General features: G+C 51.5%; 19 protein-coding genes and 1 pseudogene. 16 read left to right on the top strand and 4 right to left on the bottom strand.

Annotation, left to right across the window (positions count from 1 at the left end):
* The first annotated feature begins 279 nt into the window (after positions 1–279).
* The 5 genes from OCT58_RS03315 to OCT58_RS03335 all read left to right on the top strand — a co-directional run bounded on the left by OCT58_RS03315 (position 280) and on the right by OCT58_RS03335 (position 6,575).
* Positions 280–840, top strand: a complete 561-nt coding sequence (locus OCT58_RS03315) for a TetR/AcrR family transcriptional regulator (RefSeq protein ID WP_267201428.1) — start codon at positions 280–282, stop codon at positions 838–840.
* Between the two features lie 156 nt (positions 841–996).
* A complete protein-coding gene (locus OCT58_RS03320) occupies positions 997–3,003 on the top strand; it encodes an oxidoreductase (RefSeq protein ID WP_267201429.1) in 2,007 nt (668 codons plus the stop codon).
* A gap of 221 nt (positions 3,004–3,224) precedes the next feature.
* Positions 3,225–4,382, top strand: a complete 1,158-nt coding sequence (locus tag OCT58_RS03325; RefSeq protein WP_267201430.1) for an aminotransferase class I/II-fold pyridoxal phosphate-dependent enzyme — start codon at positions 3,225–3,227, stop codon at positions 4,380–4,382.
* 2 nt (positions 4,383–4,384) lie between these two features.
* On the top strand, positions 4,385–5,371 hold the full coding sequence (locus OCT58_RS03330; RefSeq protein WP_267201431.1) for a D-2-hydroxyacid dehydrogenase: 987 nt from the start codon (positions 4,385–4,387) through the stop codon (positions 5,369–5,371).
* A 142-nt stretch (positions 5,372–5,513) separates the two neighbouring features.
* On the top strand, positions 5,514–6,575 hold the full coding sequence (locus tag OCT58_RS03335; RefSeq protein WP_267201432.1) for a PTS sugar transporter subunit IIC: 1,062 nt from the start codon (positions 5,514–5,516) through the stop codon (positions 6,573–6,575).
* Positions 6,576–6,615: 40 nt separating this feature from the next.
* Here the strand turns inward: OCT58_RS03335 and OCT58_RS03340 are convergent, their stop codons facing one another.
* Genes OCT58_RS03340 through OCT58_RS03350 form a run of 3 tightly spaced genes read right to left on the bottom strand, consistent with a single transcriptional unit; the run spans position 6,616 to position 8,984 of the window.
* Complete coding sequence (locus OCT58_RS03340; RefSeq protein WP_267201434.1) at positions 6,616–6,774, bottom strand: FeoB-associated Cys-rich membrane protein; 159 nt, start codon at positions 6,772–6,774, stop codon at positions 6,616–6,618.
* Positions 6,775–6,789: 15 nt separating this feature from the next.
* A complete protein-coding gene (gene feoB / locus OCT58_RS03345; protein WP_267201435.1) occupies positions 6,790–8,778 on the bottom strand; it encodes a ferrous iron transport protein B in 1,989 nt (662 codons plus the stop codon).
* Positions 8,779–8,780: 2 nt separating this feature from the next.
* Positions 8,781–8,984, bottom strand: coding sequence for a FeoA family protein (locus OCT58_RS03350; RefSeq protein WP_267201436.1), 204 nt, complete (start codon positions 8,982–8,984; stop codon positions 8,781–8,783).
* Positions 8,985–9,216: 232 nt separating this feature from the next.
* On the opposite strand from OCT58_RS03350, the gene sufC reads away from it, so the two are divergent.
* From sufC to OCT58_RS03385, 7 genes are read left to right on the top strand one after another with little or no spacing between them, the layout of a single operon-like run.
* The gene (gene sufC / locus OCT58_RS03355; protein WP_267201437.1) at positions 9,217–10,014 is read left to right on the top strand and encodes a Fe-S cluster assembly ATPase SufC; all 798 of its coding nucleotides are present in this window, start codon (positions 9,217–9,219) and stop codon (positions 10,012–10,014) included.
* Positions 10,015–10,025: 11 nt separating this feature from the next.
* Entirely contained in the window at positions 10,026–11,315 is a 1,290-nt protein-coding gene (sufD, locus tag OCT58_RS03360) for a Fe-S cluster assembly protein SufD (protein WP_267201438.1), read from the top strand.
* Positions 11,296–12,534: a cysteine desulfurase gene (locus OCT58_RS03365; RefSeq protein WP_267201439.1), complete on the top strand. Its 1,239-nt coding sequence runs from the start codon at positions 11,296–11,298 to the stop codon at positions 12,532–12,534. The genes sufD and OCT58_RS03365 overlap by 20 nt, the downstream gene beginning before the upstream one ends.
* The gene (sufU, locus tag OCT58_RS03370) at positions 12,521–12,976 is read left to right on the top strand and encodes a Fe-S cluster assembly sulfur transfer protein SufU (protein ID WP_267201440.1); all 456 of its coding nucleotides are present in this window, start codon (positions 12,521–12,523) and stop codon (positions 12,974–12,976) included. Before OCT58_RS03365 ends, sufU begins: the two co-directional genes overlap by 14 nt.
* Positions 12,976–14,385 carry a Fe-S cluster assembly protein SufB gene (sufB, locus tag OCT58_RS03375; protein WP_267201441.1) on the top strand — a complete coding sequence of 470 codons (1,410 nt, stop codon included), beginning with the start codon at positions 12,976–12,978 and terminating at the stop codon, positions 14,383–14,385. The genes sufU and sufB overlap by 1 nt, the downstream gene beginning before the upstream one ends.
* 21 nt (positions 14,386–14,406) lie before the next feature.
* Positions 14,407–14,739, top strand: a complete 333-nt coding sequence (locus OCT58_RS03380; RefSeq protein ID WP_267201442.1) for a metal-sulfur cluster assembly factor — start codon at positions 14,407–14,409, stop codon at positions 14,737–14,739.
* 10 nt (positions 14,740–14,749) lie between these two features.
* A complete protein-coding gene (locus tag OCT58_RS03385; protein WP_267201443.1) occupies positions 14,750–15,643 on the top strand; it encodes a helix-turn-helix domain-containing protein in 894 nt (297 codons plus the stop codon).
* Positions 15,644–15,695: 52 nt separating this feature from the next.
* Here the strand turns inward: OCT58_RS03385 and OCT58_RS03390 are convergent, their stop codons facing one another.
* On the bottom strand, positions 15,696–16,349 hold the full coding sequence (locus tag OCT58_RS03390; protein WP_267201445.1) for a LuxR C-terminal-related transcriptional regulator: 654 nt from the start codon (positions 16,347–16,349) through the stop codon (positions 15,696–15,698).
* 248 nt (positions 16,350–16,597) lie between these two features.
* Here OCT58_RS03390 and OCT58_RS03395 point away from each other — a divergent pair, with 248 nt between their 5' ends.
* The 4 genes and pseudogenes from OCT58_RS03395 to OCT58_RS03410 form a co-directional block, all read left to right on the top strand.
* Positions 16,598–17,836, top strand: a complete 1,239-nt coding sequence (locus tag OCT58_RS03395; protein WP_267201446.1) for an FAD-dependent oxidoreductase — start codon at positions 16,598–16,600, stop codon at positions 17,834–17,836.
* Entirely contained in the window at positions 17,829–19,118 is a 1,290-nt protein-coding gene (gene preA / locus OCT58_RS03400; protein WP_267201447.1) for an NAD-dependent dihydropyrimidine dehydrogenase subunit PreA, read from the top strand. The genes OCT58_RS03395 and preA overlap by 8 nt, the downstream gene beginning before the upstream one ends.
* A gap of 116 nt (positions 19,119–19,234) precedes the next feature.
* Positions 19,235–21,043 carry a DNA helicase RecQ gene (gene recQ / locus OCT58_RS03405; protein WP_267201448.1) on the top strand — a complete coding sequence of 603 codons (1,809 nt, stop codon included), beginning with the start codon at positions 19,235–19,237 and terminating at the stop codon, positions 21,041–21,043.
* Between the two features lie 166 nt (positions 21,044–21,209).
* Positions 21,210–21,400, top strand: a pseudogene (locus OCT58_RS03410) (IS30 family transposase); the annotation flags it as partial.

The raw sequence follows: 21,400 nt of genomic DNA on the forward strand, positions 1-21,400 counted from the left end.
TGTGTTGGCAAATTAAGCATATAGGGAATTTTAGACGACTAAAAACTTCATCAATACACTAGCAGCGGAACCGCAATCAGGAGTGATTTCCGTTGTTTTTGTTTTAAAATATAGCAAAAACAAGTCTTTAAGATTAAGACAAAGTAGGTCTGAGTTGATTATAGCCTTATTTTAGCTTAAATGGACACCTGTTGACCTTGCGACATATTGCACAATTGGTAATAATAGTAGTGGTAAATAATTATTACTATTAAAAAATTATTTTGCAGGGGGATCATCATGCGACAAAAAGAAAACCAGCGGGTGAAGTTAACTAAGCGCCTTTTGAAAGAGAGCTTGCTTAGCTTAATGGAAAAAGAAAAGGTTGAGAATATCTCTGTCTGTGAATTGTGTTCTACTGCGGGAATCAATCGGTCAACTTTTTATAAGCATTATGGAAAACCGTATGACGTTCTTGCTGACATGGAACAGGATATGATCAATGACCTGTCGAAAATCTGGAAAGAAAAAGTTTCCGGGCAGTGGACGTTTAGTAAAGGAGTTGAATTGCTCAGTACTTACCTGAAAGAACACGCGCGACTTACTAAATTACTCCTTCGTGACCGGCGAACTGATTTGGAATTTGCCAACAAGTTAATTGGCTCTGAACATGTTAAGAAAATGTACGGTCGTTTACTGACAGATGTTAAAGATTCAGAAAGTCGGCGTCTAATCATGACCTTTTCAACAACTGGCGTCTATCAAATGATTCGACAGTGGCTATTAGACGATAGCTCAAAATCTCCGCAAGAACTCGGCGAGCTTGCTGAGCAAATGGTCTCAATTATTATGAAAGATTAGGGAAGACGTCAATAAATTTTGTGAAGAATCATACATTTCGCCTGGGTTTGTTGGCTTTACACCAATTCGACTGCAACTGTTTGTTGCTAAATCGACAATCGTTGCCTATATTGAAGATAAGGTGTGCACATCCAACTAAACCGAGGAGGAACTATTATGAATTCTCATTATCATGCGCTGTTCCAACGTGGAAAAATTGGAAATGTTGAACTAAAGAACCGGATTTTCAAGCCGGCTGCTGAAGACAGTTGTTCAGGCGACGGTTTTGTTCCTGACTATCTTTGGCAGTTCTATGCTGAAGAAGCGAAGGGTGGTGCTGGGCTGATCATTTGTGGCCTTTACATTGCTACCACAATGGAAAAGTCTGGTTTAGATCGTCACCCAGTTCTGACAGATGATACAAAGGTTCCGGGATTCAGCATGATTGCTCAAGCAATTAAGGATAACGGAGCTAAGGCCTGCTGTCAGTTAGGTCACCTTGGTTCTCATGGTGATCCTTCCGTGCCAGGTGAACACCGGTGTGTATCTTACGGGCCGCTTGAAATCCCGGGCGCCGAAGAATGGTTTACTATTTTCAATAATGCTTACTGGCATATGAAGCCACCATACCCATACAAGGAATACACGATTGATGAGATTCACCAACTCGTTAGTGACTATGGTGATGCGGCATTACGGGCTAAGAAGGCCGGCTTTGACATGGTCGAAGTTCATGCCGGACACCGTCACGGATTGGGCTGCTTCTTATCGCCACTGACCAACTGGCGAAACGATGAATACGGTGGCTCCGTTGAAAAGCGGGCACGAGTCCTGTACGAAATTATTGATAACATTCAGCAAAAATGTGGGAAGAATTTCCCAATTATTGTTCGGCTTAATGGTCGCGATGGTGGAGGGGCTCTTCACTACCAGGATGGCATTAAGAAGGGCCAACAGATCGAAGATACCATTCAGATTGCAAAGCACTTGGAAAAGCAAGGGGTTGCTGCTCTGAATATCTCAATTCAAGATACCGTTATCCCAATGCAACACATTTCTTACGGAATTGCTGTTGATGGTGCTAGTCAAGTAAGAAAAGCAGTTAACATTCCGGTCTTAACCGCTGGATCAGTCCAAGTGCCAGAATTTGGTGAAAAAGTGATTGAAAACGGCGACGCGGACTTTGTCGGAACCGCCCGGCAGATGTACGCGGATCCGGCATGGCCAAAGAAGGCAATGCGGGGATTACGAGACGATATCAAACCATGTATTCGGTGCATGGAATGTGCTAACCCAGAACGTCACTCCTGGAACGGTCCACTGGTCTGCACGGTTAACCCTGCTGTTGGTAAACCAGGAATGGAAATTAAGCCTGCTAAGGTGAAGCGAAATGTTGCCGTCGTTGGTGGTGGACCTGCCGGGATGGAGGCCGCTCGGGTTCTCTCTTTGCGGGGCCACAAGGTTACTCTCTTTGAAAAGAGAAAGCTCGGCAGGATGCTCTATGAAGCTGCTACGCCTGACTTTAAGCAGGATATCCGAAAACTGATTAAGTATTATGACCGGCAGATGAATAAGTTGGCGATCGATTGCCGTCACAAGGAAGCCACCATTGATGACTTAAGAGATTATGATGCAATTGTTGTTGCTACCGGTTCAAATCCGGTCAAGGTACCGGTACCAGGCTCTGATGGTGATAATGTCTATTCTGCGGTTGGTCTACTGGCGGATTGCTTCGTAAAGAAGACCGGTTTGCCAGACATCGGTGAACACGTAACGATTATTGGTGGTGGTTCCGTTGGTGTTGAAACGGCAATTTGGCTTGCTCAGCAAGGAAAGAAGCCAACAGTTATCGAAATGCGTGATAAGGTTTTGGCCGGTGAAATGCATATCACTTTAGCTGAAGATCTTGGCCTGATCAAGAAATACGGCATTGATATTTTAACCAACCGGAAGCTGAAGAGCATCCAAAAAGATTCCGTCACAATTACTGATGCAGATGGCAAGGATCAAGTATTAGATTCTGATTCGGTCGTGATGGCCGCTGGATTGCGGGCAAACGACTCGTTAAAGGATCAACTTGATCGGGAACTGGATGCAGAAATTTATCCGGTTGGTGACTGTGAAGGCCCACGAAAGATCTATGATGCCATTCACGAAGGTTACCAAGCAGCCTTAGAAATCTAACAGTAACAGTCTATTCGTAAATTATTAGTCCTCATAAAAACAGCTAATCTTAAATAATATTCAGAAGGCCTGACTATCGCGCCATGACAGTCAGGCCTTCTGCTATTTCTCTGACTCATAAATATACTTCTTATGCGCCAATATAAGAATATTTATTCTTGCAATCTAAAAGCCAGATGTTATAATTCTAATTAACTTTTAATCTAAGGGGGGGTCAAACGATGGACAGCTCATTCTTAAGCCAAGCTTATCAGCACCCGGCACCTAATATTCTGGCGGATGTCTGTGAACAGGCGGCTACGATGGATAACGTAATCGACTTATCGGTCGGTGATCCGAACTTTACGACGCCAGAACCGATCATCGACGCGGCAATGAAGGCGGCCAAGGCGGGCCATACGCACTACACCGCCGCAATGGGGATGCCGGAACTGCGCCGTGCCGTCAGTAAGGATTACAACCAGCGCTTTGGCCTCGCATACAAGCCGGAGCAGGCGATGATCACGGTGGGGGCTGAGCACGCCCTCTTCATCGCGCTGAAGGCGGTGCTGGATCCCGGCGACGAAGTGATCGTTCCCGAGCCCTGCTTCTCTCCCTACATCGAGCAGGTTGAGATGTGCGGTGCCAAGCCGGTGGTGGTCGCCACTAAGCCAGAGGACGGCTTTGCGATCACGGCCGCGGCGGTCGCCAAGGCGGTGACGAAGAAGACGAAGGGGATCATCATCAATTCGCCGAATAACCCAACCGGAATGGTGATGATCCCGGACCAGCTGAAGGATCTTGCCCAGGTGGCAATTGAAAATAACCTGCTGATCTTCAGCGACGAGATCTATTATGATTACGTTCTGCCGGGTCACGAATTCGTCCCGATGGCCAAGTTCGCCCCCGAGAACACGGTGACAATCAACGGCTTTTCCAAGAGCTTTGCCATGACCGGCTGGCGGCTGGGCTACATCTTGGCACCGCAGTGGCTGACCGATGCGGCGGGGATGGTTAATGACGGCGTCACCTTCTCGGCACCGACTCCATCCCAATACGCCGCCCTCTACGCCATTCAGCATCACGACGAGCTGGCAAAACCAATTACGGCGGCTTTCGCTCAGCGTCTGCACTATCTGGAAACGGTCCTCAATCAACTCGATTGGCTGCAGGTCAGTCCGGTTGGTGGCAGCATCTACGCCTTTGTCGACATCCGACCGACCGGCTTGAATTCGGTTGACTTTGCTGACGCCTTGCTGAAGAAAGCAGGGATCCTGGTGGTACCGGGACTGGCGTTCGGCGCTGCCGGTGAGGACTTTGAACGAATCGCGGCCACCCAGCCGCTGGATGTGCTGGAAGAAGCGGTTGCGAAGATGAAAGAGCTGAAGTGGGAGGCCTGAAGATGAAAATTATCATGTACGCTGTCCTGGACGTCGAACGCCCCTTTATCAAGGCGTGGGCGGAAAAACACAACGTTGAAATTAAGTGCGTTACCGAGCGACTGACGCCGGAAACCGTCAAGTGGGCAGACGGTTACGACGGCATCGACTTCCAACAGACGCACATGCTGGATGATTCGATTTATCCGACCCTCAAGGCGATGGGTTTTAAGCAGCTGACTGCCCGGATGGTGGGCTTGGACATGGTCAACGTTCCGCTGGCCAAGCAAAACGGCCTGATCGTTACCAACGTGCCGGCCTATTCGCCGCGGGCAATCGCCGAGATGGGGCTGACCCAGGCGCTGCGTCTGGTCCGTAAGCTCGGCTATTACGACCAGCGAATGGACAAGCTGGACTTCCGTTGGACCGGCCTGGAGAGCACCGAGATCTACAACTTGACCGTGGGGATCATCGGTGCCGGCAACATTGGCGGGGCGACCGCCCGAATCTACTCGGCCCTCGGTGCCAACGTGATCGCCACCGATCCGGTCCACCACGCCGAACTCGAAGCCTACCTGAAATATACCGACCTGGAGACGGTCCTGACCGAGTCGGACATCGTGACCATCCACACGCCACTGGATGACACCACGGTCAACATGCTGGACGCGGCGGCCTTTAAGAAGATGAAGCCGACCGCCTATCTGATCAATATGGCCCGGGGTGGTCTGGTCAAGACGCCGGACCTGATTGCGGCCTTGCAAAATCACGAGATCGCGGGAGCCGCACTGGATACCCTGGCCGACGAGGTCCAATTCTTTGAAAAACAGGCCGAACCAGATGAGATTCCGGAAGACTACAAGACCTTGCGGGCGATGCCAAACGTCTTGATCTCCCCACACAGTGCCTTTTACACCAACACGGCGATGAAGAACATCGTCGAAATGGGCCTGGATGACGTCCTGGCCGTGCTGGAGGGTCGTCATCCCCAATATGAAGTACTCTACTAAAAGACAAATGAACGGAAAGCGAGCGTGATGAAATTGGGACGTGCCAACATCTAATTGCAAAGCTGCTTGAATCCTACCGACGAGTCCTGGCAACCGATCAGACTGTCGTGGTGCTAACGGACTTTAGAAAGTAGGAATGAGTATGACAAGCTTAAAAGAATACACAATGGGCGACTTTTGGAACCGGATCATGTCGGCGGTTGCGATGGCAATCGTGGTGGCGGTGACGCCAAGCGCGATTGTCGGGCCGCTATTCCAAGCCTTAGCCACGCACGGCGCCTTTTGGTCGGCCCTCAATACCGCCTGCAACATGGCTACCTATGCCGTTCCGGTGCTCTGCGGGGCACTGGCGGCCGGGCAATTCAATTTTACGATGATTGAGCGGGCCAGCGTTGCCCTGGCAACCTTCCTTGGTTCAGGGGCGGTCAACTACTCGGCGAAGGGCGGGGGTACCTTCACCCTAGTCGGGATGGGGGACCTGATCAACACGATCATCGTTACCGCCCTGGCCGTCTTCGCCATCTTCTTGATCCGGGACTACGTCGGCTCCTTTGCCATCATTTGGGATCCGATCGTGGCGACCTGCATCGTCGGTGGGATCGGGATGTTCATCTATCCCTACGTTCACCTGGTATCGACAACCGTCGGGGGAATCCTGAATTCCTTCACTAATTTGCAGCCGGTTCTGATGTGCACCCTATTAGGGATGGCCTTTGCCGTCATCATCGCAACGCCACTGTCGACGGTTGGTCTGGCCTACGCCTTTGGCATCACCGGGATTGCCGGCGGTGCCTCCTCGGTTGGTGTTAGCGCCTGTTTCCTTGCCGTTGCCTATGCCTGTTCCAAGGTCAACGGCAAGGGGGTCGTGGTGGCAATGGTCTTTGGCTCGGTCAAGATGATGCTGGCCAATTTCCTTAAACACCCGCAAATGCTGATCCCACTGGCCATTACCGGTGCCCTGACTGGTTTCACCGATTCCTTCATCCAGGTCAAGAATGTGGCCGCGGATGCCGGCTTCGGGATTCCGGTTGGGCCGATCAATGCCTACACATTGATGTCCGGTAGCGTGGGCACAAAGCTTTTGACGATCGCCCTGATCTACTTTATTCTGCCGACCATCTACGGGATCCTGGCTTACTACCTATGTACGCACGTCTTTCATTTCATCAAGGATGAATACTGGAAGGTGGATTTAGATAAATAAAAAATGATCGTTGAGATTACAACTCAACGATCATTTTCATTTATGCGTGTTTCTTTCTGGCCAGACGCTTAATTTCGCAGTCATACGAGCAGGCGGCGCACCGGCCAGACTTTTTGCTGCGGCGGAAATTGTTGACGATGATGCCGATTGCTAAGGCGGCAATCCCGACAATGATCAAAACGTTAATCAAGACTTGCACTTTTAATAATTCCTCCTAAACGATCAATAGGGCAATGTGATAGGTCAGAAAAGCGACCAGGTAGGCGATGCCAAGGCTAGAAAACATCGAATAGATCATCCACCAGGTCGAGCCGGTCTCCTGCTTAATAGTGGCCATCGTCGCAAAACACGGGGCGTAAAGCAGGATGAAAACCAGCAGGGCGTAGGCACCGGCCGGGGACATGAAGGGTCCGAGGGCGGCGATCAGGAAGGCCTTGCTGCTGGTGTGAAACATCACCATCATGCTGGAGGTGATGACTTCCTTGGCCAGAATCCCGGTGAAGAGGGCGGAGATGACTTGCCAGTGGGCAAAACCCACGGGACGAAAAAGCGGCATTAACCATCGGCCCAGGTCGGCCGCAAAGCTGCGGGTCGAGTCGGTCACGAATCCGCTGGTGCCAAAACTAGATAAGAACCAGATTAAAACGGTCCCGGCAAAGATGATCGTGCCGGCCTTGTGAATAAAGCCCTTGCCTTTGTCCCAGGTGCCGTGCCAGATGATGTCCGGACGGGGCAAGTGGTATTCGGGTAATTCGATCACGAAGACCGAGCCCTGCCGGACGTGGAAGGCGACCTGGTAACACTTGGCAACTAAGAGGGCCACCGCAATTCCCAAGAAGTAGACCGACAAAACAATCAGGGCCTGGTGGCGCGGGAAGAAGGCGGCAACGACCAAGCTGTAAATGGGCAGCCGGGCGGAACAGCTCATGAAGGGCATGATCAGGGTGGTGACCAGCCGCTCCTTGGGTTGTTCGATCGTCCGGGCTGCCATGATCCCGGTGACGTTGCAGCCAAAGCCGATAATTAGCGGGATGAAGGCCTTGCCGTTAAGCCCAATCAGCTGCATTAACCGGTCGGTCACCAGTGCCGCCCGGGCCATGTAACCCGAGTCTTCCAGAATCGAGATGCAGGCGAAGAGCATGAAAATTTGCGGGATAAAGGCGAGCACCCCGCCGACTCCCGCGATGGTCCCGTTGACTACGAGGGACCGCAGGGCGGGCAGGGCTCCGGCCTGAATCAGGAGGTGATTGGCGGTCGTCGAGACGGGTCCTGAGAGAAAACCATCGAGCATGTCGGAAAGCGGGGTCCCGACCCAGTCGAACGAGAGCTTAAACATGATGAAGAAGATCAAGGCGAAGATCAGCGGTCCCCAGACGGGGTGGGTCACCACCCGATCGACCCGACTGGTGAGGTGGTGGTCGTGACTGTTACCCACCGGCTTCCGGGCTGCCTTGATGGTTTGCTCAATGAAGTTCTGGCGGGCGGCAAAGATCCGATCGGCGAAGCCCTGCTGGTCGTAGTAGCGTTGCTGACTGAGCAATGGCTGGAGATTTTTGTCGGTCGCATATTTCCGAATCGCCTTGTTTTGATTGATGAACTGGATCGCCAGCCAGTGAGCGGTGGTTGCAGAATAGTGATAATCGGCTACCAGCGCTTCTTCGGCCTGACGGATTGCCTGCTCAATCATTGGTGGGTAGTTGATCGCCAGGCGCTTAGTAGGACGTTGCCGGTACTCAATCGCCGCCTTGCGAACGTCCGCCACGCCTTTCTTGCTGCGAGCATTGGTTTCGATGATTGCACAGCCGAGACGTTGCTGGAGGATTGCCAGGTCATAATCGTACCCGGTTCGCCGCAAATCGTCGACCATATTTAAGACGAGGACGGTCGGCCGGGCAAGCTCTAAGGCCTCAATCGTCAGCAAGAGGTTGCGCTGGAGCTGGCTAGCGTTAGTGATGTTCAAAATCAGGTCCGGCTGGTTCTGCATCAGGTAGGTGGCGACCACGGATTCGTCTTTGGTGAGGGGATCTAACGAGTAGACCCCCGGTAGATCAACGAGGGTGACGTCCGCATCTTTGAGCTGCCCCTGTTTCTTTTCGACGGTTACCCCAGCCCAATTGCCGACGTATTCATACTTATTAGTGAGGGAATTAAAAAGGGTCATCTTCCCCGTGTTCGGATTGCCAATTAGTGCAACGGTTGCCATGCCTATTCCTCCGCAAGTAATCGAGCAAAGACCCGGTAACGCAGGCCAATTCGCTGGTGGTGGGCCTCAATAATTACCGGTCCGTGGAAGGGATAACGTTGAATAACCTGCATCCGACAACCGACGCAAAGGCCGAGGTTGTGAAGCCGGCTGATAGTGGGCTCGTTAACCCCCTTAAAAGATTGAAGAATGTATTCCTGCTGCATGCTAGCACCCCTTTGTTTAATTGTTGACAAACATTATTAAATATTCCAAAATTATATAAAGAAATAATGCTATCTTGTATTATACGCGCGAATTTACGTCAGCGGAAGCGGTTTTAAGAATTCTGTTGAAACTATTTTAATCTCTCGATCGTTTGCTATAATATAAAATAGCTGATTTTACTAATTTCCAATAAGTATATTTGGAATGACTATTATGCCAGGAGGAATATTGATGGCAACGCTAGAAGTTAAAGATTTACACGTTTCAGTTCAGGACGAAGAAAAGAAGCAGGAAAAGGAGATCCTCAAGGGAGTCAACCTGAAGATGAGCACGGGTGAAATCCATGCCATCATGGGTCCTAATGGTACTGGGAAGTCGACCCTTTCGCAGACAATCATGGGCCAACCGAGTTACCACGTCACTCAGGGAGATATTCTGCTGAATGGTGAGAGCATTCTGGACATGCCGGTAGACGAACGGGCGCGCAAGGGACTCTTCCTTGCCATGCAGTACCCGGCTGAAATTCAAGGGGTCACCAACGCCGAATTTTTGCGGGCCGCGATCAACGCCCGTCGGCCGGAAGACGACCAGATTTCGGTAATGGACTTTCTTAAAAAGCTGGACAAGAATCTTAAGTTGCTGGACATGAGTGAATCAATGACTGAGCGGTACCTCAACGAGGGCTTCTCCGGTGGTGAAAAGAAGCGGAACGAAATTCTTCAGTTGCTGATGATTGAACCAAGCTTTGCCCTCCTGGACGAAATTGACTCCGGCCTGGACATCGATGCCCTGAAGGTTGTTGCCAAGGGAGTTAACTCAATGCGTGGGGACAATTTTGGTTCCTTGATCATCACCCACTACCAGCGGTTGCTGAACTACATCGTGCCGGACACGGTTCACGTCATGATGGATGGCCGGATCGTCAAGACCGGGGGCCCCGAACTGGCTAAGAAGCTGGAAGACGAGGGGTATGCCGGCCTGCGGGACGAATTAGGGCTGAACATTAAACTCGTCGATGATGAAGACTAGGGGGCACTTTCATGACTGAATTAGAACAAGCGCGAGCTCAACTCGAAGCAGCCAGCCAGGAAAACCAGGAGCCGGCTACGCTCACCCAGCATCGGCTGGCGGCCCGGGATTTAATGGAAAAGCTTCGCCTGCCGCGGATGCAGCGCTTTAATTACCAGAATTGGCCACTAATTAGCGACCAGCCACTGACCTGGCTGCGGTCCGATGAAAAGCAAGTGCCAGCTACTAACAAGGATGATGAAGTGATCAAAGTAACCCAATTTGGGCAGACCACCATTCACTTGCACATCCCTGATCAGCTGCGTGAAAAAGGGGTAATCTTAACTGATATTTTTACGGCCGCGCGGGAGCATGCCGATCTTTTTGATCGCTACTTCATGTCCGCTATTAAGCCGGAAGAAAACCTTTTGACGGCCTATCACGCTGCCTACCTCAACGCCGGTCTCTTCCTTTACGTGCCCAAGGGAGTGGTGATCGATAAGCCGATCGAGGCGGAACTGATCCAGGACAATACCCAGTCTGCACCGCTGCTTTCCCACATTTTGGTGATCGCGGACCGCAACAGCAAGGTTAAGTTTATCCAACACCTCTCTGCGGTTGGGAATGTCGACAACGCCGCTAACATGATGATTGAGCTGGTCGCAAAGGAAAACAGTGAGATTGACTTCTCCTCATTAGACGAGTTGAATGAGCATTCCCATACCTACTTCAAGCGTCGCGCGGATATCGGCAGGGATGCCCACGTCGAATGGGCGGTGGGTATTATGAACGATGGCGACACGGTTGGCGACATGGATTCCGAATTGCTCGGCGAGGGTGGCTATGCCAATTCCAAGATGATTGCTGTTACCACCGGCGAGCAGAAGGTCGGGATCAACAACCGGGTTACCAACCGGGGCAAGCACACCACCGGGTTGATCAACCAGCGGGGCGTTATTCTGGAAGATTCTGAACTGATCTTCAACGGGATCGGTCAGATCATTCACGGCGCCCACGGCTCTAAGGCCGACCAACAAAATCGGGTGCTGATCATGTCTCCACAAGCGCGTGGGGATGCTAACCCGATCCTGTTGATTGACGAAAATGATGTTGAAGCTGGCCATGCCGCCAGCGTTGGCCCCGTTGATCCCCACCAGATGTACTACCTGATGAGCCGGGGGATTCCGCGTCCCCAGGCCCAACGGATGGTTATCCGGGGCTTCTTGGGTGCCGTGCTCAACGCTATTCCGTCCAAGGATGTTCGTAAGCAGATGATTGATATTCTAGAAAGGAAGCTTGCTAATGGCCAACAATATCAATAAAGCGCGGGCCGACTTTCCAATTCTTGACCAGCAAGTCAACGATGAACGGCTGGCCTACCTGGATAACGCCGCAACTGTCCAGCGGCCAACTCCGGTGTTGCAGAAGCTCATGGATTTCTACCAGCATGATAATGCCAACGTTCACCGTGGAGTTCATACCCTGGCAGAACGAGCAACGGAGGACTATGAACAAGCGCGGGTGAAGGTTCAACACTTCATCAACGCCCAGTCTTCGGACGAAATCATCTTCACTAAGGGATGCACCGACGGGTTAAACTTGGTGGCATCGACCTATGGTGAACAAAACGTCCACGCCGGTGATGAGATTGTGATTTCGATCATGGAACACCACAGCAACCTAATCCCCTGGCAGCAACTGGCCATTAAGAAGGGGGCGACCCTGAAATACATCGGGCTGACTCCTGACGGCGAGCTCGACATGAAGGACGCCGCACGTCAGATTACTGATAAGACCAAGATCGTGGCGGTGGCTCACGCCAGCAACGTTCTCGGCGTGGTGAACCCCTTGCGGGAACTTGCCGAATTAGCTCATTCCCACGGTGCCGTTCTCGTTGGCGATGGTGCCCAGGCCGTTCCGCACATGCCGGTCGACGTGAGCGCTTTGGACGTGGATTTCTACGCTTTCTCCGGCCATAAGATGATGAGCCCAATGGGAATCGGGGTACTTTACGGCAAGGCCGATCTCCTGCGGGCAATGCCGCCGTACCAGTACGGGGGCGAAATGATCGGTGACGTTCACCGTCAGGAAAGCACCTGGGCGGATATCCCGTTCAAATTCGAGGCCGGCACCCAGAACATTGCTGGCGCCGTTGGCCTAGGGGCTGCGGTTGATTACTTGAAAGAATTAGGAATGGAAAATGTCCAGCGGGCCGAGCAAGATCTGGTCGACTACGTTCTGCCCCAATTGGAAGAACTGCCCTACGTGACCGTTTACGGGCCCCAGGATCCCGGCCACCATACTGGGGTGATCGCCTTTAATCTCGATGGTCTGCACCCGCATGACGTGGCCACCGCCCTGGACATGGACGGGGTGGCCGTGCGGGCAGGTCACCATTGTGCCCAGCCACTGATGGAGGAGCTGGGACTGACGGCAACTGCCCGGGCCAGTTTCTACTTTTACAACACCAAACAGGATGCCGACCAACTAATCAAAGCAATCAAGGAAACAAAGGAGTTCTTTAACGGTGGGACTTTCTAAATTAAATGGATTATACCGAGAAGTGATTCTGGATCACGCCAACCACCCCCACAACAAGGGGGAATTGTCAACGGCGACCAATGCGATGACCCTTCACAACCCGACCTGTGGTGACACGATTAACCTGCAGGTGGACGTGGCCGATGGCAAGATCAAGGACATCGCCTATACCGGGGAGGGTTGCACCATTAGCCAAGCCTCCGCTAGCATGATGACCGAGGCCGTCAAGGGAAAGACGGTTGATCAGGCCCTCAATATGGCCAAGACCTTTTCCGATATGGCAATTGGCAAGCAGCATTCGGATGATGATCTTCAGCAGCTGGGGGATGCCCAGATTTTGACCAGCATCATGGAATTCCCGGCCCGGATCAAGTGTGCGACCTTGTCCTGGTGGGCACTGCAGCGGGCACTTCTTAAGCAAAGTAACGAGGAGGAAGATTAATGAGTAAGGAAACAGCAGCCAGCATTGTTGGCGACGAAAATTACGAGTACGGCTTTCACGACGATGTCCAGCCGGTCTACTCCACGGGGCGGGGCCTCACCGAAGAGGTTGTCCGCAAAATCTCGGCCGAAAAGCATGAGCCAGAGTGGATGCTTGATTATCGGCTGAAGTCTTACCGAATTTACAAGAAACTGCCGATGCCGAAGTTTGGCCCGGATCTGTCGGGACTGGATCTCGATCACATGCTCTATTACCAGAAGATGACTGATAAGAAGTTTCGCGACTGGAATGACGTGCCCGAGGACCTGAAGAAGACTTTTGACCGACTCGGGGTTCCCCAAGCGGAACGGAAGTACCTGGCTGGGGCCTCTGCCCAGTATGAGTCCGAAGTGGTTTATCACAACATGAAGAACCAATTTGAAAAGCTCGGCATCATCTTTACCGATACCGACACCGCCTTGAAGAAGTATCCAGATCTCTTTAAGAAGTGGTTCGGTAAGTTGGTTCAGCCGGCTGACAACAAGTTTGCGGCCCTAAACGGTGCGGTTTGGTCCGGTGGCTCCTTCATCTACGTGCCAAAGGGCGTCAAGGTGAAGACGCCAATTCAGTCTTACTTCCGGTTGAACGCCGAAAATACTGGGCAATTTGAACGCACCCTGATCATTGTCGATGAGGGTGCCAGCGTGGACTACGTGGAAGGGTGCACGGCACCAAACTACTCCTCTGACAGCCTTCACGCGGCCGTCGTTGAGGTCAACGTGGCCAAGGACGCCTACTGCCGCTACACGACGATCCAGAACTGGTCGGACAATGTCTACAGCCTGGAAACTAAGCGGGCTGCTGCCGCGGAGAACGCCACGATGGAATGGGTCGACGGGAACCTCGGCTCCAAGGTGACAATGAAGTACCCAAGTGTTTACCTGAACGGTGAAGGGGCCCGGGGGACGATGCTTTCAATCGCCGTAGCCAGCAACGGGATTCACCAGGATTCCGGTGCCCGGATGATCCACAATGCACCGAATACCTCCAGTTCGATTGTCTCTAAGTCAATCGCCAAGACCGGGGGTTCGACCGATTACCGGGGGACCGTTCGTTTCACTAAGAATTCCACTGGCTCCAAGGGCCATGTCGAATGTGATACAATCATTATGGATGATCAGTCGTCTTCGAATACGATTCCGTACAACGAGATTGACAATGCCCATGTTGCAATGGAACACGAAGCCAAGGTTTCCAAGATCTCGGAAGAACAACTCTACTATCTGATGAGCCGGGGGATTTCCGAGGCGAAGGCCACCGAGATGATCATCATGGGCTTCGTGGAACCATTTACCAAGCAATTACCGATGGAATACGCGGTTGAATTGAACCGTCTGATCAGCTTTGAGATGGAAGGCTCGATCGGCTAATAGTGAAATGGAGGAATCAGAATGGCAGAAGGACAGGACCAGCCTTACTCAGCAATTGAAAATCAGGTGATGGATGCTCTGGAAAAGGTCATTGACCCCGAACTGGGCATTGATTTGGTTAATCTTGGCCTGATCTATGATGTCCGCGTCGACGATCAGGGAACGTGCACGGTGACAATGACCCTGACTACAATGGGTTGTCCACTGGGAGATATTTTAAACCGGGACATCACGTCTGCCGTGCTCTCAGTCGACGGAGTGGATGACTGCAAGATCAACCTGGTCTGGGAACCAGCCTGGGATATTTCCCGAATGAGCCGTTTTGCCAAGATTGCCCTCGGTATTCATGGCTAGGAAGTGCACCATGGATATTCAAAAGTTTGTGCGGCAGCGCAAGAGCCTGGGTTATTCCCAGGTTGAGCTCAGTCGGGGGATCTGTACCCAATCGACTTTGAGTAAATTTGAGAACAGCGGGAAGGTCCCGTCGCTTTCAATTCTGGAACAGCTCTGCCGTCGGCTGGGGCTGACCATCGATGAGCTAAATCAAGATGATGCCTCCTCGCTGCGCTATCTACGGCGTTTGATGGATACGGCGGAGCAGCATTTGATGCTAGAACGCTTTCCTCAGGCCATTGGACAACTTAAGAAGGTGGCTCCGGAGAATCTAGCGGCCCCGCAGGACCAGATGCAGTACTACTACCTGCAGGGGATGATTGGTGCCTTGACCAGCGCCCAGCTTTCGGCAACACTCTTCAACTTCACAAAGATTCTGGACGAACTGGACGAGGAGCACCAGACGATCTTTTCCCAGCTGGCTTACCTGGGGTCGGGGATCCTCTATGCACGTCAGGGAGCAATGGGTCATGCTGACTTCTTTTTCGCCAAGGTGATCACTTATCTGCAAAAAAATGCCAGCGACGACTGGTCGAAGGCGGAGCGCTTACGTTATCTACGGACGATCATGATGACTTACTATGCGGCCGAGTACCACGCCCTCAATCATCGTTTGCCGATCTCCAATAAGGTTTTGGATCAGGCGATCGGGATGTGTGCAGCTCAGCATGTGACCTACTTTCTCCCGCGGATTAAATTGTTGCAGGCCAACAATGCAATTGAAGCGGGGGGCTCAATCGATGCGGTTCGGCGGCTATTGACTGAGGCAATGGTTTTTGCCCGTTTCAATCACAGTGGGGTGGTTGAAGTTCAGGTTGCGACGATCAGAAAGCACTTCGAAAACGAAATTGTTAATAATGACTAAAAAAGCATCATCGCAGGTGAGAGATTTGATTCTCTTACCTGCGATGATGCTTTTAAACTGTAATTAAGTGGTGACGAATGGCGAAGCGAATCAGTTCCGCTTGATTGTGTAAGTCGAGCTTATGCATGATCTTTGCCTTGTGGGCTTCGACCGTTTTTGTTGAGATAAAAAGACGGCCGGCGATTTCCTTATTTGAATAGCCGAGCGCGATGAAGGGAAAGAGCTCCCGTTCCCGCTTAGAAAGGCTGCTGAAAGTTTGCAATTCCGGTCTGGCGGTGGTTGCCTGAATCTTTTGCCGGTCTTCCCCAGTGATCATAATATTGTTGTCAAGATAGAGTTCCCCGCTTGCCAGACTAGTGAGGCCGGCAACGATTTCACTTGTTGGTGAACTCTTAAAGATGTAGGAAAGGGCACCGTTGTGGAGGGCACGGTTAACTACCTCCTGCTCCTCGTGACGGGAGAGAATCATTATCCGGACTGCGGGGAAAAGGTCATGGATGCGCTGAATGGTAACAAGGCCGTTTTCTCCCGGCGGTAGCGTCAGTCCCATGATCACAACATCAATGTCGCCTTGGCCTAGCCGCATGCAGGCATCAGCACTGTCAGCAACCTGATCTGCAACCTGAAAATCCACCAGGCCGTCAATCAAAGTTGTTAACCCCAGACGAACGATCGGCTGGTCATCCGCAATCAATATCTTTTGCACTTCAATCATCCTCACCACTTTTTCTTTATTATACCGTATTACTTGTGGTCGCCAAATGGTTAATTTAAGGGAATATTCTGATTATATATTGAAAAATATTACCGATAATAATAACCGGTGACGAACACCAAGGGAGTTCCCTAATTTCACTGAAAGCGGTTAAATTGTATTATTAATATTGTAGTAAGTGATATTAATCACAAAAAATGTCGCTGATATGATCCGCAATTTTGAAGGAGGAAATCCATATGACCTCAGAATATACTAAGGAACCTAAGGGCTACACGATGTCCACGGTGATGCAGGAGGCAGCGCGTTGTCTGCTCTGTGAAGATGCACCGTGCTCGAAGGCTTGCCCAGCCCACACCAACCCGGCCAAATTTATCCGCAGCGTTCGCTTCCGCAACGTCAAGGGGGCGGCAGAGACCATTCGGGAAAATAATACCCTCGGTGCGATTTGTGCTCGGGTTTGCCCGACGGAGCGTTACTGCGAGAGTGCCTGCACGCGGGCGAAGATCGACGGCCCGATTGACATCGGCGGAATTCAGCGCTACGTCACCGATATGGAGCGCAAGGAGAATATGCAAATCCTGCATCCCGGCAAAGACAACGGGATGAGCGTGGCAATCATCGGCAGCGGCCCGGCTGGACTGCAAGCCGCCACGACCTTGCGGCAAAAGGGTTACGCAGTTGACATCTACGAGAAGCAGGCTAAGGCTGGGGGCTATTTAACTTACGGGATTCCGGAGTATCGTCTGCCGGAAGCAATCGTCGACTACGAAGTTCAACGGATCGTTAACCTTGGTGCTAAGATTCACTACAATGTTGCAGTGGGCACGGACGTTACAATGGACCAGCTGAAGCAGGAGCACGACGCTGTCATCGTGGCCATCGGTGCCAGTGCCGCCAAGACGATTCCGATGTTTGAACACAATATTTGCACCGAATCCGCGATTTCTTTCTTATCACGGGCCAAGGAAAATCAGGGCAAGATTGACGTACCCGATAACGTCCTGGTCATTGGCGGCGGTGACGTGGCGATGGATGTGGTCACGACGCTGAAGAAACTGGGCGTCCCTCATGTCACCGATGTGGTTTACGAAGAGTTTGCCGAATTCAAGGCCTCTAAAAAGGAACTGGCCGGAGCACAGGCGGCCGGCGTAACGATCATTGACGGCTATGCACCACAGGAAGTCCACCAAAATCGGGTTACCTTCAAGCACCGGAAGATTAACGGTGAATTAACAATTACCACCGACAAGATTATTCTAGCGGTTGGTCAAAAGGTTGACGCTACCGGACTAGACATCGACATTCAGCACAACGAGATTCCATTCAGAGATGCGCGTTATCACACCAAGGACCCGCAAGTCTTCGCTGCCGGGGACATCGTTGATGGCGATAAGACCGTGGTATTCGCTGTTCAAAAAGGAAAAGAAGTCGCTGAAGAAATCGATCGTGTATTAGGGGGCCAGAATAATGATTAATAAAGACCTATCCGTTGACTTTTTAGGGGTTCATTTTGAGAACCCATTCTGCCTGTCGTCGTCACCCGTCGGCAATTGTTACGAAATGTGTGCGCGAGCCTTTGATGCTGGCTGGGGCGGGATCGTCTACAAGACCATCTCGACTGATCGTTTCGTCATTGATGAGGTTTCGCCGCGGTTTGACGAGCTGACCAAGGAGGACACGCCGTTCGTGGCCTTCAAGAACATGGAGCAGCTGTCTGAGCACACCCTGGCACAGGACCTGGCGGACATGAAACGGCTGAAGACCGAGTACCCAAACAAGGTTCTGATTGCCTCAATCATGGGTGAGAACGATGAGGAATGGACCTACCTGGCTAAAAAGGTTGAGGAGGCCGGCGCGGACATGATTGAGATGAACCTCTCCTGTCCACAGATGACCTCGCACAAGATGGGTTCGGACGTCGGGACTAACCCCGAGCTGTGTAAGCAAGACTGCATTGCGGTCAAGAAAGGCAGTAGCTTGCCGTTGATGGCTAAGATGACGCCCAATATTACCACGATGGTGCCAGTCGTCAAGGCTTGCCTTGAAGGGGGCGCAGACGGCTTCTCCCTGATCAACACCGTGAAGTCAGTAGCCAACGTTGATCTCGACAAGCACGTTGGCCTGCCGAACATCGATGGCAAGTCCTCTGTCTCCGGCCTGTCTGGAAAGGGCGTTAAGCCAATTGCTTTGCGCTTTCTCCAACAGTTGCGGTCTGCATCCGGGCTGGAGCAGCTGCCAATCTCCGGGATCGGGGGAATTGAAACCTGGGAGGATGCCGCCGAGTTTATTCTGATGGGAGCAACAACGCTCCAGGTCACGACCGCGATCATGCAATACGGTTACCGGATCGTTGAAGACATGAAGAACGGCCTGATGCACTACATGGAAGAACAGGGGGTCGACCACTTATCCGATCTGGTTGGACTGGCTAACAAGAACATCATTGCTACGAACAAGCTCAACCGGAACTACAAGGTTTACCCAGAGATCGATTGGGACAAGTGCATTGGTTGTGGGCGGTGCTTCATTTCCTGTCAGGATGGGGCTCACCAGGCCCTTGGCTGGGATGATGAGAAACGTCTGCCGACCTTTGACAAGAGCAAGTGTGTCGGTTGCCAGCTCTGTGCCCTAGTGTGTCCGGTTGGGGCAATTAAACTGGGAATTGTAGAGATGAAGCCGGGTCGGGAAGGCAACCCGGACGAGATCGATGTCAGCTCGCAACGCCTGCACACCTACCATCCGGCACAGTCAAATTAAACACTAACCAATGGGGACTGGTCAGCTTTGACTGGTCCTTTTTGAATTTTAAAAATGCAACTGGGGAGATTTAACGTATATAATTAGTGAGAGCAAAAATAGAGGGGTAATGTGTTATGACTAATTGTCCACTAGCAGTATTGCAGAAACATTTTGGCTTCGAACACTTTCGGCCAGGACAGGAGCGGGTAATTGATCAGGTACTAGCGGGTCAGAATACCTTGGCGGTAATGCCAACTGGTGGTGGGAAATCGCTTTGCTACCAAATCCCGGCTCTGATTAGTTCCGGAGTGACGATCGTGGTATCACCGTTGATCTCATTGATGAAGGATCAAGTAGACGCCCTGCGTCAAAATGGGATTCGCGCTGGGGCCCTTAATAGCACGACCCCACGTGAAGAAGTTAATCCGCTCCTCCGCAGTGCCTACAATGGTGAAACCAAGCTGCTTTATGTGACGCCTGAGCGACTGGCGATGGACTATTTTCAATATCAATTGAGTTTTATTAACATCAGTCTGGTGGCAATCGATGAGGCCCATTGCATTTCCCAGTGGGGACATGATTTTCGTCCGGCCTACCGTCAGCTAAATGCAGCGGTGACCAAACTACCTTCGCACCCGGTTGCGCTTGCCCTGACGGCGACCGCCACGCCGCGGGTGCAGGAGGATATTGGTACCCAGCTCAGCATTCCGCAGCAGAATTTCGTGATTACCAGCTTCACCCGGCCCAACATTAGTTTCCGGGTCGTCCATCCCCTGACTAGTACCCGGCAAGTAATTGCCGCCTATCTAAAAGATCATCAAGGTGAAGCTGGAATTATCTATGCTAATACTCGTAAACGGGTTGAATCGTTGACTAAGTACCTCGCCGAACGGGGGTTTAACGTCGCGATGTACCATGCGGGAATGACCAATGAGGACCGGACACGGGTCCAGGACGATTTTCAATATGATCGAATTCCGGTGATCGTAGCCACCAATGCTTTTGGAATGGGGATTGATAAGAGTAATGTCCGCTTCGTCCTGCACGCCACCAGTGCGAAAAATTTGGAGTCGTACTATCAGGAAGCAGGCCGGGCTGGGCGGGACGGCCTGCCGAGTGAGGCAATCATGTATTACCATGCCAATGATATTCAGCAGTACCGGCGTTTCATCGATCAGTCGACGGCCGACGACGAATACCGCGAAGTTCAGTACAAGAAACTGCAGGCGGTGACGGATTATGCCAACACGCCGCAGTGCCTTCAGCAGCAGATCGTTGAGTACTTTGGCCAGGAATGCGAATCTTGTGGGCACTGCAGCAATTGTACCGACTCACGGGAGGTGGAGGACGTAACGGTAGCGGCCAAGGTATTGATCGCGGTCGTTGATGAACTTCATGGCCGCTTCGGCAAGTCATTGGTGGTTAAGGTGGCGACGGGTTCCCACGATCAGCGGATCAAACAATTGGGGGCCGATGAATTAGAATACTTCGATGGCCTGGAAAAGTATTCTCAAGCCGCGGCCGGCAGTCTGTTGGATTATTTAGTTGCTACTGGTTTTTTGGAAATGGATGGTGGTCAGTATCCGATCGTTAAGGTTAGTCAAAAGGGCCGACAGGTGCTGGCAGGTATGGCCCAGGTTAGCCGACGGGTTGAACCACGATCACAAAAGAAAGCCACTCAGATCGAGGAGACCCCAGAAGAAGCCGAATTGTTCCAGGCATTGCGCTTGAAGCGACGAGAATTGGCAAGCGAGCAGAAGGTTCCGCCATTCGTTGTCTTTTCTGACCGTGCCCTGCATGAGATGGCACGGCTCAAGCCTCAGACGGCAGACGATTTCCTGGCGGTTAATGGTGTCGGCCAAGTAAAATTGAAGCGTTATGGAGATGTGATGATGAAGGTGATCAAGGAGCAGTACAAAGAGAATACTTCGACAGCTGATTAAAAAGTTCGCTCGTGATTCTGAACAATTTAAAACGACTCATCGCAGAAATTTCTCTGCGGGTGAGTCGTTTTTAGAAACCCGGTTTGTAAAATTAAGTTAGAAACATAAAAAAGCCATCTGTGATAGACTTTTGAATAACCACAAACAAAAGCAAAGGATATCACAAATGACCTATCATCATCTTACCACACGCGAACTGACTCTCATAGCTGATTTTTGGCGTCAAGGTACTAAAGCCTATCAAACTGCTAAGCTACTTCAACGTAGCCAAGAAACAATTTACCGCGTTTATCGCTTCTTAGATGGCGGTAAGACGATTGATCAATATTTAGCTGCTTATCAGCGGCACAAGCGTCG

This window comes from Limosilactobacillus kribbianus (assembly GCF_026413145.1).
Taxonomy (GTDB): Bacteria; Bacillota; Bacilli; order Lactobacillales; family Lactobacillaceae; genus Limosilactobacillus; species Limosilactobacillus kribbianus.